This window comes from Labrenzia sp. C1B70 (assembly GCF_000475395.1).
In the GTDB taxonomy this organism is placed as follows: Bacteria; Pseudomonadota; Alphaproteobacteria; order Rhizobiales; family Stappiaceae; genus Roseibium; species Roseibium algicola.
Genome location: NZ_AXCE01000011.1, coordinates 156136 through 172462, shown reverse-complemented (window position 1 = coordinate 172462; position 16327 = coordinate 156136). Strand labels below are relative to the sequence as shown.

At 59.6% G+C, this 16327-nt stretch carries 16 protein-coding genes; 3 read left to right on the top strand and 13 right to left on the bottom strand.

Annotation, left to right across the window (positions count from 1 at the left end; all coding sequences use genetic code 11):
• The first annotated feature begins 135 nt into the window (after positions 1–135).
• The gene (locus tag Q666_RS48130; RefSeq protein WP_023000048.1) at positions 136–798 is read left to right on the top strand and encodes an FAD-binding oxidoreductase; all 663 of its coding nucleotides are present in this window, start codon (positions 136–138) and stop codon (positions 796–798) included.
• A gap of 124 nt (positions 799–922) precedes the next feature.
• On the opposite strand, the gene Q666_RS48125 is transcribed toward Q666_RS48130, so the two are convergent.
• The 4 genes from Q666_RS48125 to Q666_RS48110 form a co-directional block, all read right to left on the bottom strand.
• Entirely contained in the window at positions 923–1495 is a 573-nt protein-coding gene (locus Q666_RS48125; RefSeq protein WP_023000047.1) for a GNAT family N-acetyltransferase, read from the bottom strand.
• Positions 1492–2049, bottom strand: coding sequence for an XRE family transcriptional regulator (locus Q666_RS48120; protein ID WP_023000046.1), 558 nt, complete (start codon positions 2047–2049; stop codon positions 1492–1494). The genes Q666_RS48125 and Q666_RS48120 overlap by 4 nt, the downstream gene beginning before the upstream one ends.
• Positions 2050–2141: 92 nt before the next feature.
• Positions 2142–3404: a beta-ketoacyl-ACP synthase II gene (gene fabF / locus Q666_RS48115; protein ID WP_023000045.1), complete on the bottom strand. Its 1263-nt coding sequence runs from the start codon at positions 3402–3404 to the stop codon at positions 2142–2144.
• 101 nt (positions 3405–3505) lie between these two features.
• A complete protein-coding gene (locus Q666_RS48110; RefSeq protein WP_023000044.1) occupies positions 3506–3925 on the bottom strand; it encodes a MarR family winged helix-turn-helix transcriptional regulator in 420 nt (139 codons plus the stop codon).
• A gap of 142 nt (positions 3926–4067) precedes the next feature.
• Between Q666_RS48110 and Q666_RS48105 the strand changes: the two genes are divergently transcribed.
• Together Q666_RS48105 and Q666_RS48100 are read left to right on the top strand one after the other, a co-directional pair.
• On the top strand, positions 4068–4631 hold the full coding sequence (locus Q666_RS48105) for an HdeD family acid-resistance protein (RefSeq protein WP_031268980.1): 564 nt from the start codon (positions 4068–4070) through the stop codon (positions 4629–4631).
• A gap of 256 nt (positions 4632–4887) precedes the next feature.
• Positions 4888–6006, top strand: a complete 1119-nt coding sequence (locus Q666_RS48100) for a TauD/TfdA family dioxygenase (RefSeq protein WP_023000042.1) — start codon at positions 4888–4890, stop codon at positions 6004–6006.
• A gap of 81 nt (positions 6007–6087) precedes the next feature.
• Here Q666_RS48100 and Q666_RS48095 read toward each other — a convergent pair whose 3' ends face one another.
• The 9 genes from Q666_RS48095 to fabI form a co-directional block, all read right to left on the bottom strand.
• Positions 6088–6825 carry an anti-sigma factor gene (locus tag Q666_RS48095; RefSeq protein ID WP_023000041.1) on the bottom strand — a complete coding sequence of 246 codons (738 nt, stop codon included), beginning with the start codon at positions 6823–6825 and terminating at the stop codon, positions 6088–6090.
• Positions 6822–7370, bottom strand: a complete 549-nt coding sequence (locus Q666_RS48090; RefSeq protein ID WP_023000040.1) for a sigma-70 family RNA polymerase sigma factor — start codon at positions 7368–7370, stop codon at positions 6822–6824. Before Q666_RS48090 ends, Q666_RS48095 begins: the two co-directional genes overlap by 4 nt.
• A 235-nt stretch (positions 7371–7605) precedes the next feature.
• Positions 7606–8394 (bottom strand): DUF4394 domain-containing protein, encoded by a 789-nt coding sequence (locus tag Q666_RS48085; protein WP_023000039.1) that lies wholly within the window; start codon positions 8392–8394, stop codon positions 7606–7608.
• Positions 8395–8615: 221 nt separating this feature from the next.
• Positions 8616–9320, bottom strand: a complete 705-nt coding sequence (locus tag Q666_RS48080) for a pseudouridine synthase (protein WP_023000038.1) — start codon at positions 9318–9320, stop codon at positions 8616–8618.
• 1 nt (position 9321) lies between these two features.
• Positions 9322–10365: a class I SAM-dependent methyltransferase gene (locus Q666_RS48075; RefSeq protein ID WP_023000037.1), complete on the bottom strand. Its 1044-nt coding sequence runs from the start codon at positions 10363–10365 to the stop codon at positions 9322–9324.
• 57 nt (positions 10366–10422) lie between these two features.
• Positions 10423–10995, bottom strand: coding sequence for a GDYXXLXY domain-containing protein (locus Q666_RS48070; RefSeq protein ID WP_023000036.1), 573 nt, complete (start codon positions 10993–10995; stop codon positions 10423–10425).
• Positions 10992–12353 carry a DUF2157 domain-containing protein gene (locus tag Q666_RS48065; protein ID WP_023000035.1) on the bottom strand — a complete coding sequence of 454 codons (1362 nt, stop codon included), beginning with the start codon at positions 12351–12353 and terminating at the stop codon, positions 10992–10994. The genes Q666_RS48070 and Q666_RS48065 overlap by 4 nt, the downstream gene beginning before the upstream one ends.
• A gap of 425 nt (positions 12354–12778) precedes the next feature.
• Entirely contained in the window at positions 12779–15418 is a 2640-nt protein-coding gene (locus Q666_RS48060; RefSeq protein WP_023000034.1) for a DUF3141 domain-containing protein, read from the bottom strand.
• 9 nt (positions 15419–15427) lie between these two features.
• Complete coding sequence (fabI, locus tag Q666_RS48055; RefSeq protein WP_023000033.1) at positions 15428–16192, bottom strand: enoyl-ACP reductase FabI; 765 nt, start codon at positions 16190–16192, stop codon at positions 15428–15430.
• Positions 16193–16327: the final 135 nt, after the last annotated feature.

Sequence of the window (16327 nt, the reverse complement as noted above, 5' to 3'; positions counted from 1 at the left end):
GTCCACGAGCACTGGGCGCCCGCCAGGCTCATTGCACCAAATCAGGCCCTATGGCACCCAGCCGGGACACCGTGTTCTGGCGGAACCTGCCGCCACCTGTCGCGTTTCCTTTTCGAGCAAGAAGGAGACGCACAGATGCACAAGGCGACCATTCTCAAGATCGACCAGGTTACTCACGATGTGAAACGCTTCCGACTTGTCGAGCCTGAAGGGTTCGACTTCAAGGTCGGTGACGCGACAGAGATTGCGCTCGATGAAGACGGCTGGCGGGACGAGACTCGCCCCTTCACCATGACGTCCTTGCCCGAAGAGCGAACTCTCGAATTCACCATCAAGGGATACCCCGATCATGACGGGGTTACGGAGCGCCTTCACAAGCTGAAGGAAGGCGACCACGTGCTGATCGCCGATCCGTTCAAGACCTTCCGCTATGACGAGCCGGGCGTGTTCATTGCCGGCGGCGCCGGCATCACGCCGTTCCTTGCGATATTCCGGGACCTGGAGAAGAAGGGAAAGCTGAACGGCAACCAGCTGATCTTTGCCAACAAGACCTCGGAGGACATTATCTACCGCAAGGAACTTGAGGCTATGGACGGCCTGAAGATCGATCACGTTCTGTCAGACGAAGACACGGCCGGCAGCCACCACGGCATGATCGACGCGGACATGATCAAGGAATTCGTGCCTGATCTGGACCGCCGCTTCTACCTTTGCGGACCGCCGCCCATGATGGAGGCGGTTCAGGAAGTGCTCGAGGAACTTGGCGTCAAGGCGGACTCTGTGGAATTCAGCGACTAACGCAGGCGGGGTGGGTCTGCTTCCTCAGCTGAGCCACCCTGGCGACTGGCAAACCAGGCAAAGCCCAGCGGAGACCCGGGCCTCGGGCCTCCGCCGCCTGTACTGCGGAGCAAATCGCTTCCCCTCACCGTAAATCCTTGAAGAACACGGTTGTCGCATCCAGATGGCCGTGGCTGTTATAGGCGTAGTCCGGAATGACGCCGACCTTCTGGTATCCGCAAGTCGGGTAGAGCTTTTCCGCCCGATCTCCGGTGACCGTATCCAGCACCAGCATCCAGCGGTTCTCGGAACGGGCAAGGCCATCGATGGCCGACATGAGCTTTCTGGCAAGTCCCTTGCGCCGATGTGCCGGATGAACCATCAACTTGGCAACGTCCGCTCGATGGGGCTGGTTGTCGGCTCCTGCCTTCACAAGCATCACCACGCCCGCAATGTCCGCCCCTTGACGCGCGGCAAGCAGAAATGCCTCCCCACTTTCGATGGCGGGCAGCTTGCTCGCCCAGAAGGTTTCCGCCTTGGCCTGTGGCATCGGCAAAAGGAAGCCGATCCCGGCACCATCTTCGACACATGCTTTCAGAAGCTGCCCCAGGGCGGGAAGCGACCTGCGCACCTCATCTGCTGACATCAGACCGACGGGGGCGTCAGGCGTGAACGGCTGGACTTGCAGAGGTCCGGTCTCGGTAACAGGAAGTGTCATGGCGTGATCACCGTCAGGAAATAGCGTGCCGGAACCGTTCCAGACGCGTGGTAACTGTTGGGGGCGTTGAGACGGAACCGCAGGGCATCACCAGGCTCCAGGTCGTAGGCGTCCGGGCCGATGACCATCCGCAGGTTCCCCTCCAGAAGCACAAGTTGATGCTCCAGATCCGGAACCGGCGGAGCGGCATAGGCAACGGTGGCACCTGGGGGAATACAACCTTCGATCATGGCCCCGCGATACCCGCTTGCTGCCGGCGTTAATGTGCGGCGGACATAACCTGTCTCCGGGTCCGTCCAGACGGCCTGCACGTCCCGAGGAACAAGGCGCTCGATCGTTGCGGAGGCTGCTCCGAATAGTTCGGCCATTGAGAGGCCGAATGCCGCGGCAAGTTTTCCAAGAACGCTTGCGGTCGGGCTGGTGTCGCCGCGCTCGATCCGCGACAGGGTGGCCCGGCTGATACCGGTGCGTTCGGCCAGATCTTCCAGTGGCCAGTTTCTGGCCCGTCGCAGCTCGGTCAGCCGTCGGGCAAGATCTTGATCAAGGTTCGACATCAAAAAATCCCATAAATGAGAATTTTCTCATATATGGGATTTTTCATTTTACAAAGCTCAAAGAATGAGCAGTGTCTGACGGTCGTTTAGTTTCACACCTTCGAGAACACCGCGCTGGCGTTCACACCGCCGAAACCAAAGCCATTGGTGAGGATGTGGTTGACGTCACGAGCAATGGCCTTGCCGGGGATCATTTCGAACCGGCTCATGGCCTCGTCGGCCGCTTCCAGATTGCGGGAAGGCGGCAGCAGACCGCTCATCAGGGCCTTGACGCAGGCGATTGCCTCCACGGCTCCCGCGGCCCCCAGCAGGTGGCCGAACATCGACTTTGACGACGACACCGCAAGGTCCTTGCCACGGTTTTCGAAAAGCGTTGTCAATGCAGCAATTTCGGCAGCATCCCCGACTGGCGTCGATGTGGAGTGCGCATTGACGTAACCGATTTCACCGGGCGAGAGATTGGCCGTCGACAAGGCCTGCCGCATTGCCCGCAGACCACCCTCACCGTCCGGCGAAGACGCGGTAACGTGATAGGCGTCGGCGCTGGTGCCGTAACCGGCCAACTCGGCCAGGATCGTCGCACCGCGGGCGGTGGCATGGTCATGATCTTCCAGGATCAGGATGCCAGCGCCTTCGCCCATGATGAAGCCGTCACGGTCCTGGTCAAATGGCCGGGACGCATGGGCCGGATCGCCATTGCGTTTGGAGGACATGGCCTTCGCGGCACAGAACCCGGCGTAGGAAACCTTGTCGATACAGGCTTCTGACCCGCCTGCCACCATCACGTCGGCTTCTCCCGAACGGATAATACGGGCGGCATCGCCAAGGGCCTGAAGGCTGGCGGCACAGGCAGTCACCGGCGCGCCAATCGGCCCCTTGAGGCCATGTCGGATGGAAACTTGACCGGCAGCCAGGTTGGCCAGGAACGACGGCACCAGAAAAGGCGACGCGCGGCGGGGGCCTTTTTCGTCCACCAGCCGCGTACCGGCGGTCATGGCCGGAAACCCGCCAACCCCGGTCGCGATGATCGTGCCTGTACGTTCCTTGTCCCTGTCGGACTTCGGCTCCCAACCCGCATGGGCCAGCGCTTCCTGAACCGCTCCCATGGCAAAATGGATGAACCGGTCAGAGCGGCGCTGTTCGCGCGGATCCATCACTGCATCGACATCAAAGCCATGCTCGTCTTCTGCTTTCGAAGGAACCTCGCCTGCAATCTGGCAAGCCAGCTCACCTGCATCGAAGTGGGTGATCTGGCGGATGCCGTTGCTCCCGTCTTTCACCCGGTTCCAGAAGGCATCTACCCCGGTGCCCAGCGGGGAAACGATCCCCAGTCCCGTCACGACCACACGTCGCATGTCTTACCTCACATTGGTTTGCCAGCGCCCCCCGCCCCGGCAGTTAAGATGTGTCGAGGCGGTTTGCCAGTCCGCCCGAGATGGAAATCCTTTTTGCCCGGCTATAGCTCCGAGAGCCGTTTCAGGGTGTCGATGGCACGCAGAAATTCATCGCTGCCGAGATGTCCCTTCACGTCTGCCTGGGCCTGCCGCCACAACGGGACGGCAGTATCAAGAAGCTCCGCGCCCTTCGGGGTCAGCCGATACTGTTTGCTGCGGCCGTCCCGGACGGGTTGCGATGCGACCAGCCCCTTGCGCTCCAGAAGAGCGACATTGCGCACCAGTGTCGTTCGTTCCATGGACAGCCGCTTGGCCAGTGCTGCCGTCGTCACGCCTTCGTATTTCCGGATCGAGACAAGCACGGAGAACTGACCGGCCGTCATGCCAACCTGCCGCGCCAGCTTGTCATAGTGCCGGCTGACGGCACGTGCGGCCTTGCGCGCGTTGTCGAGAACGCAGAGCGAGAAATCGTCTTCTTCCATGCGGGCTTTGTGTGCATATACACATCAAAAGTCAAGTCACAGTCGAACGATCCCGTTCCCGGGCAATTTGTCATCAGGATATTGCGTTTATTTGCAAAGGGGTTACGGTCAACAACGGCAACCGGAGCGTGAGGAGGTCAAAATGACAGATGCTGTTCAGGCCGTAGAGAATATGAGAAGAAAGATCCAGGATAACTGGGGCTGGTTTCTGGCGCTCGGCATTGCGCTGGTCATAGGTGGCATCATCCTGATCGCCGCTCCCCTGGCAACGTCGATTGCCGTGACGATCCTGATCGCGGCCGTGCTATTCGTCGGCGGCCTGGTTCAGATCTACAATTCCTTCAAGACCCATGGTACCGCCAGTTTCCTCTGGAACCTGATCACCGGCATTATCGCCGTCATCGGCGGGATCGTGATTTATGTGAACCCGCTCGCGGGAACCATCGCGCTGACACTGGTGATTGCAGCCATCTTCGTGGCGCAGGGCATCAGCCAGATCCTGCTGGCCTTCAAACTGAAGCCGCATGACGGCTGGGTCTGGGTTCTGATCGCAGGGCTCGTATCCCTTGTGGCTGGCGCCATGATCTGGCTGGAACTGCCGAGTTCGGCCGCCTGGGCGCTTGGCCTTCTGGCCGGCATTTCGGTGCTGATCAACGGCTGGAGCTACATCGCCATAGCGCTTGCAGCCAAGGCATCCAAGAACTGAAACTGAATTTATTTGAGATGACTGGCACCCGGCAGAATTTAATTTGCCGGGTGCTTTTTTTGATGTAGCGTTTTTCAGGTTCAACAGCAGGCATCGCCTGCGTTCAGGCTGTTCCGTGGATGGTTTCTGTTCTCGGCCGCAATGGCGGCAATCCGCATAACAAGGCCTATTGGTGGTGGCCGCCCCCCGCCGACCGTTGATGTTTGCCGGCTCTTGCCGGTGTCCCTACTCTCCAAAACATCAACGGATTTTAGAAATGACGAACGTGACCTTGCGCGGTGAAGACCGCATGCTTTCTGTCGCCTGGACCGATGGCACCAGCGCCGACTTTCCCTTCATCTGGCTTCGCGACAACTGCCCGAGCGGGTTTCATCCGCAAACGCAGGAACGCCAGTTCGACCTGACCGGCATTGCGATGGATATTTCCATCGTGAAGGCCGAACAGGATGCGGATGAAATTATTCTAACCTGGTCCGGCGACGGCCATGTCAGCCGCTACAGGGCCGACTGGCTGTTAGATCACCGGCCAGGGGTCGGACTTGCCGATCCAGCCGAGATCGAGCCTGCGCTGTGGCGCGGTGATCTTGTCCCGGAAGCCCTTCCGCGCGCGGCGGCCGCCGACTTGATGGTCAACGACGATCTCCTTCTCGCTTTCCTGATCGAAGCCAAGAAAACCGGCCTTGCTCTTGTCGACGGCATGGCTGACGACGTGGAGGCAGGTGTCGATGTCGCCCGCAGGATCGGTTTTCTTCGGGAGACCAATTTCGGCACTACATTTGAGGTCATTTCCAAGCCGAACCCGAACAACCTGGCCTATACGTCCCATGCCCTTCCTTTGCATACGGACCTGGCCAATCAGGAATTGCCACCAGGCTTCCAGTTCCTGCATTGTCTTGCCAATGAAGCAGAAGGTGGCGGCTCGACCTTTTGTGACGGCTTCGCGATTGCGGACGATCTCGCCCGGCTTGATCCGGAGGCCTTCCGGCTCCTTGCCGAGACGCCGGTGCCCTTTCGCTTTCACGACGAGGACTACGACATCCGCCGCCATCACACGGTGATCGAACTCGATCTGTTCGCACGCGTGCAGGAACTCCATTTCAACGCCCATCTCGCCGGGATCTTCGATCTGCCGGCCGATCGAATGGAAGCTTATTACGGGGCGTATCGCACCTTGATGCAGATGACCCGATCAAGGAATTACGTCATCACCACACGGCTGAAAGGCGGAGAGATGGTGATCTTTGACAATCGGCGGGTCCTGCATGGCCGAGCCGCTTTCGACCCTGGCACCGGGTTCCGCCATCTGCGCGGCTGTTATGTCGACCGCGGCGAATTCGACAGCCGCATACGAGTCCTCAGCCGAAAAAGAAATTAAGGGTCTCATAGTCAAGAGCGCCCGAACATGTCCGGGCGCTCTCCAGTTCTTTACACCTTCCGGTGCTTTTCACACCGATGATCAGCGAGGCTCCCTCGCAAGACCCTTGCCGAGGATGGGGCCGGTCGGCAACCCGGTTGGAGAGCCTCCCGGCTGTTCGAAGGTGATCTCATAAAGCTGGTCAGGCTTGGGAACCGGCAACCCGGCAGCTTGCAGGATCGTTTGTTTAGGCTCATCGAAGATGCCCAGGGAAACCGGCGGCCCATCCGGATCCGGTTTGGTCCAGAGCTGAAGGATCGTGCCTGCCGGGACATCGGTCTGCCCCAGAAGCGTGACCTGGGTCGCGTTGTTCTCAGCCCCTTCGATCATCGCAACAGGCTGCCCGGCATCGTTGACAAGCACGGCAATCACCTGCGGTTCAACTGTCGTCATGAGGTTCCAGACAAGCGCGATGGCAAGTACGAGGCTCGCTGCCAGGCTGGCTGCCGCCGTCCACATCATTGGCCTGCTGCGCTTTTCTCTCTCGGACTTGAGATCCACCGGCGCTTCAACACGACTGTCTTTCGTCTCGGGAGCGACCATACTCTCTTCCACCGCGTCCAGACGCCTTTCAACGCGATGCCAAAGGCTCTCCGGCACGGCTTCACGGGGCGTCGCGGCGTCCAGAGCGGCGAACCGCTGACGGGCAAGTTCCACGAGAACGGCCAATTCCGGCTCCTTCATCAGGCGATCTTCCACTTCGCGCTGTTCTTCTGGGTCGCACAGGCCAATGACGAATTCGTCGGCAAGTTCAGCAAGATTTCGGCGAGCCGTTCTCATGACATGCACTCCCGCAAGGAAGTCAGGCCACGGCGCACCCACGCCTTTACCGTTCCAAGGGGGGCCGACAGACGGCCGGCAATTTCGCCATGGGTGTAGCCCCAGATATAGGACATCAGCACGGCACTGCGCTTTTCCGTTTCCAGTCGTCCGAGACAACGGCGCAACTCGCTGTCATGGCCCAGCATTTCCCACGCCTCGTTCAGTTCGCTGCCGTCGATCTGGCGTTCCAGCTTGTCGTCATCGGTTGCCGATTCCCGGGCCCCGTCACGAAGCATGTTCAAGGTCCTGTTCCGCAGGACCGCGAAGATCCACGCGCGCCCGGATCCTTTCGCAGGATCAAATTGGGAGGCCTTGCGCCAGATCAGGACCAACGCATCCTGGAGTGCATCTTCAGCAAGGTCCTGCCGGCGCAACATGCGCTTGGCAATGCCCAGCATCTTGGGGCCTTCCAGTTCCAGGATCTGTCGCAAAGCCTGCCGGTCCTTGCGTGCACAGGCGGCCAGTAGGGCCGCGTGATCCACTTCGCTTACGCTTTCCGGCATATCCAGCACGTTGGTCTCACTTGTTCAATCTCACCAGGGCTCCTGAGTGCTACGCATCAGAAGCGTTGCCGGACCAGTCGTACCGGTAAGGGACCGGAGCAGCCTGGGGTGGGTGGTCCAGGCTGCTCCGGCAATCGGCTTTGCGAACCAGGTGGGACGGGGCCGCAAAGCCCAGAGCATCCTTGTTCATTCAGCGGGCTGAAGATGCTCTGTCAGTATGTGTTTTGGATGGGGCTCACATCGCGGTCATGAACGTGATGTCGCGCAGCGGCCATTCCAGGCCACCCAGTTCCCAGCTGTCGGTCACCTTGCCGGTTTCCAGCGAAACGGTGTGCAGCCACGTGCCGGTTGCCAGCCAGGCCTTGTTGTTGCCTTCCGCGTCGGTGGCGACATCAAAGGCGTAGGTTTCGGCAGCGTCCACACCCAGCTTGCCAACGGCCGCAAGGGTGCCGTCGTTCGGCGAAGTCTGACGGATGACGGCACCAATGGTCGCGTCGATGTCATACATCGCAGTCGTTTCCGGCTGGCCGTAGGAGTTGATGTAGGCGGCAGCAACGATGTTCGGCGCCTCACCCGCATGCATGTCCTTTTCCTCAAAGGCCAGGCTGCCGTCGACGGTCACCTTGCCGCTTTCGATATCAACCCGGTGGTTGGTCACACCGGTCATGAAGCGCAACTTGTTGGCCTTGGGGTTGAAGTCGACGATGACAGGCTGCCCGTCTTTCAGCGGCAGCATCTTGTCCATCTTGGAAATCACCGTTGCCGCACCGGTCTTCGGATCAATCTCGACGATTTCATGAGCGCCACTGACGCCGATCAGCTGCCCTGTCGCCGGTCGCAGGTCAATGCCGAGCAGGCTGTCGACACCGGAAACTTCCATCGTGTCGGTGACCTTTCCGGAATTGCTGTCGATGACCACCAGGGTCTTTTCACCGGCAAGACCGATCGCAGGGGTCGCGTGAGCAGCGCCAGCGGCAAGAACAAGGGCGGATGCTGTCAGAAGGCTACGTGCAATAAGGGGCATTTCAGATCTCCGTCTTTCAAAGGCAGGAGGCATCGGATTGGCCTCACTTCCCGGAAACACGGCAGATCGAATTTTGGATGCAGCAGGGGGAGATTTTTTTTGGAATTTTTCAGAAATTGGCGATCAGATGAAATATAAGTGCCTGAAATTATTGAACTTAAGAGAGAAACCTCTCATCACAAAAAAATCCTGGTTCGCAGCAGAAACAGGAAACCGTGACCTCATCCGCCTTCGAAAACGCGTGTCTTTTCTTCTTCGGACAGCACTTTCCATTTGCCCTCTTCGAGACCTTCCAGACCGAGGCCGCCGATGTGACTGCGGGTCAAGTCGGTGACGTGATTGCCCGTTGCCGCAAACATGCGGCGTACCTGGTGATACCGGCCTTCATGCAGGGTCAGCCGGGCATGGGTTTCGTCCAGAACCTGAAGCTCCGCCGGCTTCAGCGGCTTGTCTTCACTTTCCAGCATCATGTCGCCGGAGGCAAACAGCGCGCCTTCGTCGCCCTTCATCGGGCGGTCGAGCGTCACTTCGTAAATCTTGGGAACTTCGGACTTCGGCGAGATGACGCGATGCAGGAATGTGCCGTCGTCGGTAAACAGCAAGGCACCGGACGTTTCCTTGTCCAGCCGACCGATGGTGGACAGAACCGGCTTGCGCATGCGGAACCTGTCCGGCAACAGGTCATAGACCAGCCGGCCCTGATCCTTGATGGAGCAAGTGTAGCCAAGCGGCTTGTTCATCAGGATCACCACCCCGTGTGCGGGGTCGAGCGGTTCATCGTCGAAGAGGATGTCCTCGTGAGCGGTCTTGGCATCCGCCTTCAAACGGCTGCCCTCGCGGTCTGTGAGCCACCCGTTGCGGATGGCGACCTGCATTTCCTTCCGGCTGCCATAGCCGAGATTGGCAAGGAGTTTTACAAGACGCATCTTACCGACCTCCCTTGCCTTTGACAGCCCGGATTACCTTGTAGCCACCTTCGTCGGCGAGCTGTTTCACATCGGCGAAGACTTCGCCCAGCGTGTGCTCGTAGGGAAGATGCCGGTTCGCGACCATGAAGAATTCGCCACCCGGCCGCAGTCCGCGGGCAGCGGCGCGAATGAAGCCCTGACCGACGTCGGCGCGGTCAGCCTTGCCGGCCTGGTGGAACGGCGGGTTGGAGACGATGAAGTCGTAAGGTCCTTCGATGCCCTGGGTCACATCCGACCAGATGCCGTTCATCGTTCTGAGGCCCTTGAAGGCAGCCAGGTTCTGTTCGGCCAGATCCAGCGCACGCTTTTCCGCCTCGTAGAGATCCATCGAAGTGACCTTCGGAGCCTTCTCGAAAACGGCACGTGTCAGATAACCGAAGCCCGCTCCAAGATCAGCGCCTCTGCCCTTTAGAGTTGCCGGCACAAGGTCTGCCAGAAGTCTGGAGGCCGGGTCGATCCTGTCCCAGGCGAAGATGCCCGGCCGGCTGACGAATGCGCCGTCAAGCACGGTCCGCGGCGCATCGAGTACCAGCCATTCGGCGAGAAGCTCGGTGTTCAGGCTGTCATCGGAAAGTTCACTCCAGACGACCCGGCACTTGTTCTTGGTCATTTTCTCGGCGCTGCCCAGAAGCTCCTGAAGATCGCTTTCCAGCGTCTTGGCACCTTCGGTGTTGGGCGCGCAGGCAATCACGGTTCCGCCCGGCCGTGTCTTTGAAACCGCACGGGCAAGCTGTGCCCTTGCTTCCTGCCGTTGACGACCGGGAAGAACGAGAACTGCGTCGAAGCTTTTGTCTTCCGTCTCCGCGTCTACCTTCAGCCCTGCCTTTTGCAGCGCATCCCGGTCTGGTGCGAAACTCTGTTCGCAAACAAGATCTGCGTCCGCAAGCGCTGCAAGCGGACGCCCTGTCCTTGCGCGCAGGAACAGGACGCGGCTCTTGTCGGCGAGCTCGACAGCCCCGGTTTCAAGAGGCAAGACGAGTGTATCGAGCGCGGGATCGGACATGGCGGTCTTTCAGACGGGTTTCAGCTGACGCGCTCATACCGCCAGAATGGCCGAAGGTCAAAAGATCGCATCAGACCGGAAAGCTTTTCCATCCACCAGCAGGTTTACGGGCAGCGACCGGCCGTCTTCGGTCAACGAGATTTCAAGAAGAATGCGCGATGTGTCCATGCGTTCGATTTCAAGTCCCTCGCCCTCGGGCAGGAAGAAGGCATCGATACCGTAGTCCACCCGTATTTCGTCACCAAGAACGGAGCGAACGGTACCGGCGATCGCCAGATCACCGGCGTCAGCTCTTTCCTTCGCGATCAAGACCGGCACCGCAGCACCCGTTCCTTCTGACTTCAGACCGACGAAGATACTGTCTCCCGACTGGACCTTGTCAGCTCCGGGCACCGTCCTGGAAATGCTGCCGATCGCAAGATTGATCACTACATAGTCGCCACGGAGCAGGTCTCTCGGGTCAACCGGCACCACGGCAAGCGAAACAGCGGTTCCGCTGTGTTGCACGTCCAGCCGGTCGAACAACGGGATTGAGATGAGGCCAAGCTGGATCAGGGCCAGAAGTCCCCAAAGCAGCCATTGGGCGCGGGACTGCGGTTTTGAAACGGGAGTTGCAGTTGCCGTGGTCATTCCAGAACCTCCCCGGTGACGTCACCTTGTTCCGGCGTCCGGCCACCGCGCCTCATCAGACGCGCCAGCCAAAGGGCCATTCCCAGCAGCAGAACTCCTGCCACCAGGAAGAACAGCGACTGCCCCAGCAAACTGCCGATGGTGACCTGAAGCAGCCAGAGCGCGACCGCAGTCAGGCCGAAATAGGCACAAAGCATCCAGAACCTGTTGTTATACCATGTCCCCAGTGCGCACAGACCAATCAGTGCGGCCAGAACAAAGGCTGCCAGCACGAGAACGTTGGCCGTCAGAACCGGCATCAGCACGGCCACGAGCGCCAGGCCGGTTGCCCCGAAGAGCGCCCCCGACTTCACGGTCTTGTAGGATAGCAGCAGGCCTGTCACCAGGAGAGCCAGAGCGACGGCCAACGGCACCATGGCAGGGAGTGTTGCAAGGCCGCCCAAGGTCGGTTCATCCGCAACCTCGGGAACAAACACGAGCGCCAGGACGACCAGCACCGACAAGACCAGAATACCGACATCCTGAAGGGACCTTGCCATCAGCCAATGCCCATGACTGCGCGTCGGCCGGTCGCTTGACCACTTCACAAAAAGATCGGCAACGGGATCGAGCAACATCATCGCGGCCGCCATACCACCGGTTCCGGCTAGGAACATTGCAGTGATGAAATCATCGCTGGAGCTCATCAGTTCCGCTGTTTCGCCAAACCAGCGGCCATAGGTTACCCAGAGCAGCGAAATCGCGGCCCAGCGCGAAAGCCGTGCGGGATGAACGACTGGATGTGCAAACACCGCGACAAGAAGGAGAAGCCCGATCAGATCTTCCATCAGCGGTGCCGAACCGAATTCGGACCGCATGATCTGCCAGGTTATGGCAGCACCGGCAGCGACGATCAGGGATGTTTTCGAACCGGTGAGCCACGCGGCAGCCAATGCACCGAGACAGACAAGGAAAGCACCACCGGGCCAGTCGGCGGGCAAGTGGAAGATCTGTCCGACCAGCGCCATGCCACCGAGAAAAACCAGCGTTGCAAAGCCAGTGGCAAGATCCGCGATACCCTTGCGCCCTCTTGTAGCGGCAAAGGCCGCAAGACCGTTGCTCGCAACGACAAGCAATGCAATGCCGACGAGCTTCACGGACTTCGGGATAGCTCCCCAGTTTGCCGCAATGAACGCCAGCAGCGCCAAAGCCACGCAGACCATTCCAATTCCAGCAAGGGCCATGGGCAGGCGTGAACGACCGTCGTCCTGATCCTGCTCCTTCAATATGGCCGTTGCACCGGCAGAACTCACCCAGCCCTTCTCGACCCAAAGTTCCAGGTCGTCCTTCAAGCGTTTCTTATAGGCCCAGTCGAACATGCAGCTCCGCCAGTTTTGTCTTCATTTTTCTCTCGCAGCAGGGTTTTCCCTCACCCAGGTACACGGGATTCCGAACCGCGAGCGGCTCTGCTTCGGACAAGAAGTAGGCACTCGGGTGGCGAATAGGAAGTTTGTCTTTCGCCATCACGCTGGAGCGTAGCGAAAAATGCAATAAAAACAGAGTTCGAAATTCGGCAGCTCAAATTCCTGCCGGAAGCCGCGTTCCGGCACTTGTGAGCAGCACCGATCTTGCTATGCTTAACGGACAAATCCGGCGGCTGGACATCGGCGCCACCTGTGCCGGATTGCCGGAAACATGTCTTAGCCTGCTAAGCGAAACACCGTTTCAGATCAGAGCCAAACTCCAAAAATAATTCCAGGGGGGCTCTGTGGGGGCGTCCGAGAGGCCCGGACGCCCCCTATTATTATTCAGCCGGTTCCTGCGGTTTTTTGGCACTGCTGCGTGATTTGCGTGGAGCCGTCGTCTTACGCGCCGCTGCCTTTCGCGTTGCAGTCATGCGAGGAGACGATTTGCTCGGCACTGCCGCAGCCGAAGCCGCCCTAACGGGAGCTGTCCGCGTTGGCGCCGACTTCGCGGGGGCCTTGCTCGCCGCCTCTTCCTGTGCCGCTCGGGCGTCTTCCTTGCCCGGCTCGACGACTACATCGGTCACGGCAAGGGGATCTTCCGTGATGTCTCCCGAAACAGGCGGCAGGTCCAGCACCTTGTGGAACTGCTGCAGCGTTTCCAGTGTATGCGGCGTCATTTCGTCTATTGCACCGGGAATGAACCGCACAACCTTGGCCGCAAGTTCCCGCTCTTCCGGGGTTTTCAGAAGCTTTGGCAAGGTTTCGATTGCCAGTTCGGGGGCAAATTCGACGATCAGCGTCTGTTCCTGAAGAATGAAGCTGCGTTCGTCCGCATTCAACGATTTGAATGGTTCGTCCTGTGTCAGAACACGGGCCGAGCGTTCCAGACGGTCGCGGCGAACATTGCCCCGGCTGTCGGCAAGCAGGATCAGCATACGGATCACCGCTTCGCAGAAACCACCTTCCTCGATATGCATCAGGGCTGCCTGGACCGGCGGCAGGCTGCGCAACTCGTCCTTGCGCTTCAGCGTCCGGCCCGGTTGCTTGGTCCGGCCGAACCAGCGCATGTAGGGCGTACCCCAGATGGAATAGAAGAGGTTCTCGTAGGCTGTGTCGCGCAAATCCCGGAAAAGATCCATGGACTGCTCGATCAGGGCCGCACTGACCTTTTCCAGTTCGACAAACGGATTGCCTGCAGCGGCCGGCGACCTTTCGTTCCTTGCACGCTCGGCAATGCCGGGCAACCAGCCGAGAGCCGGATTTAGGCTGGAAAACAGCGCACGCTGCATTCTGAGCGGATGGCTCTTGCGACGCAGATCCGCGCTCTGCTCGGTGACGAAAGCCTGGACGAAAGGCCGTACGCAGACATCGTAGAATTCGGCCTGCTGCTCGGATGCACGGGCAACAGCGGCAAAGGGTATTTCATCGTCCCGGCCATCATCGATCTTCGTCAGGTCTTCCATCTTGCGCTCATGGAAGCTGACCGTGAATTCCCGCTCCAGCAGCGGGCCTTCATAGTCGTCGATGGTCATTTCGTAGAGGCCTGGCGCCAGCGCCTCGATTGTCTTCAGTGTCGAGGTGACTTCCGTGTGTTCCTTCTTCGCAATCTTGGAGGACACGAAAATGCCGAGATGGCCGACCTGTTCGTGGACCATATAGATGATCCGCTGGCCACGAATGGCGATTTCCCGCTCATCCGTGTAGGTGTCGATGATCCAGTTGAGGGCCTGCTGCGGCGGTGTGATGTTGTCGCCATAGCTGGCGAAAACGATGATCGGCGCGCGAATATGCTTGATGTCGACGTTTCGGCCGGGCTCAAGCTGTGCCTCATTCTTGGAAAGACGGTTGCCGACGAAGAGCTGCTCGACGATCCACTTCATCTCCGCTTCGTTCAGCAGGAAATACCCGCCCCACCAGCGTTCGAACTCCAGGAAGCGCTTCGGCTCGGTGTCTACCTTGGCATAGAGATCGTAGTACTTGCCGAAGTAGTTCCGGGCCGGATTGAGCAGTTCGAAGTTCTGCACGATGTCGGCTCCATCGAAGATGCCGTGACCAAGGTCGGAGTAATACATCGCGTTCCAGGTCCCACCCAGGACGCCGGCATTGTAGCGCATCGGGTTTTCACCGACCCGGCCGGACCATGTGGACACAGGCGCCCCATTGAGGATGACCGGCCCGGTCAGATCCGGGTTCATGGCTGCCAGCAGCAGCGTCGCCCAGCCGCCCTGGCAATTCCCCGTCACCACCGGGTTCGGAGCTTCGGGGTGAAGCTCCATGACCTTGCGCACGAAGGCCGCCTCGGCATGGGTCACGTCCGCCAGTGTCTGGCCTTTCTCCGGCATCCGCTTGAAGGCAACGAAGTAGACCGGGTGACCGTCATGCAGGGCAACGCCCACTTGACTGTCCGGTTTGAAACCGCCGATCCCGGCTCCGTGTCCGGCCCGTGGATCGATGATGATATAGGGCCGTTTCCAGGGTTTCGGATCACGGCACGGCAGATCTGCGGGCGGAATGATTTTCAGCAACATGTAACAGCTGGGGCGCGGCAGATCGGCACCGTCCAGAACCACTTCATAATCATAGATCAGGACAGGTGGACAGCCGGCCTCTTCGTGATCCAGGAAGATGTCACCGCGCTGACGAAGCGTGTCCATTGTGAGGACCATGCGCTGGGCCGCATCCTTCCAATAGTCTTCCCAGGCCTCGTATAATGACCCTTTTTCCTGCGCACCGCCCATGGCTTCCACGGCTTTGCCGAACTCGGAAATATTCGACTGCCAACGGGTCTTGTGATCGTCCGAGATCCGGGTCAGGTGCTTGGTCAGTCCCCTGCCCATCAGTTCCGCCAGGTTGGACAGCTCCGTCGCCTGGGCCTGCAGTGCCGTAAAACGCTCCGAGGGGCCCCAGGCGGTGGCATCATGCAGCGATTCCAGAAATTCGTTCTGGCCTTTTTCAAGCGCGTCAAAAATGTCCTTCATCAGGACCTCCTATCCAAGAATGCTGTAGCCACCGTCGATCGGGTGCACTGCCCCGGTGACGTTGAACGCCTCCCGGCTGGCAAGAAAGGCGGCATAGGCTCCGACATCATCGATCGTGGCCAGTTGGTGTGTCGGCGCGCGTTCAGCCGCGTCGTTCAGCAATGCGTCGAATTCGGCAATGCCCGATGCGGCACGGGTCTTGAGCGGACCTGGCGACAGCGCATGGACCGAGATCCCCTTCGATCCGAGCTCGGCTGCCGCGTAGCGGGTGGCCGCTTCCAGCGCGGCCTTGACCGGGCCCATGACGCCATAGTTCTCGACGACCTTCTGTGCGCCCATGAAAGAGACTGTCATGCAGGTACCGCCATGGGGCATGAGCGGCTCGGCCCTTTTGATAAGCCGCAGGAAGGAGTGGACGGAAACGTCCATGGCCAGCGAAAAGCCGTCCGCGGAACAGTCGATCACACGACCATGCAGGTCTTCCTTTTTGGAGAAGGCGATGGAATGGAGCAAAGTGTCGAGACGGCCCCATTTGGCCTCAATCTCGGAAAACAGCGCGTCCATCTGCTCGGTATTACGCACGTCGAGCGGGGCAATGATTTCCGCATCGAGCTGTTCGGCCAGAGGCCGCACGTAGGCTTCGGCCCGCTCATTCAGATAAGTGATCGCCAGATCTGCTCCCTGCGCACGGAAGGCCTTCGCGCAGCCATAGGCGATGGACTGATCGTTGGCGACCCCGACAACAAGGGCCTTGTGGCCCGTCAAATCAAACATATGCGCACAGCTCCCGAAACCTTGGGCGGCCAGGACGGAGGGAAACCTGCCGACCACCACACTTTGCTGTCTCAAGCGCAACCTGAAACTGCTTCGCAGTGCAACATAAACCTTGTGACGGAACAATGACCTTTT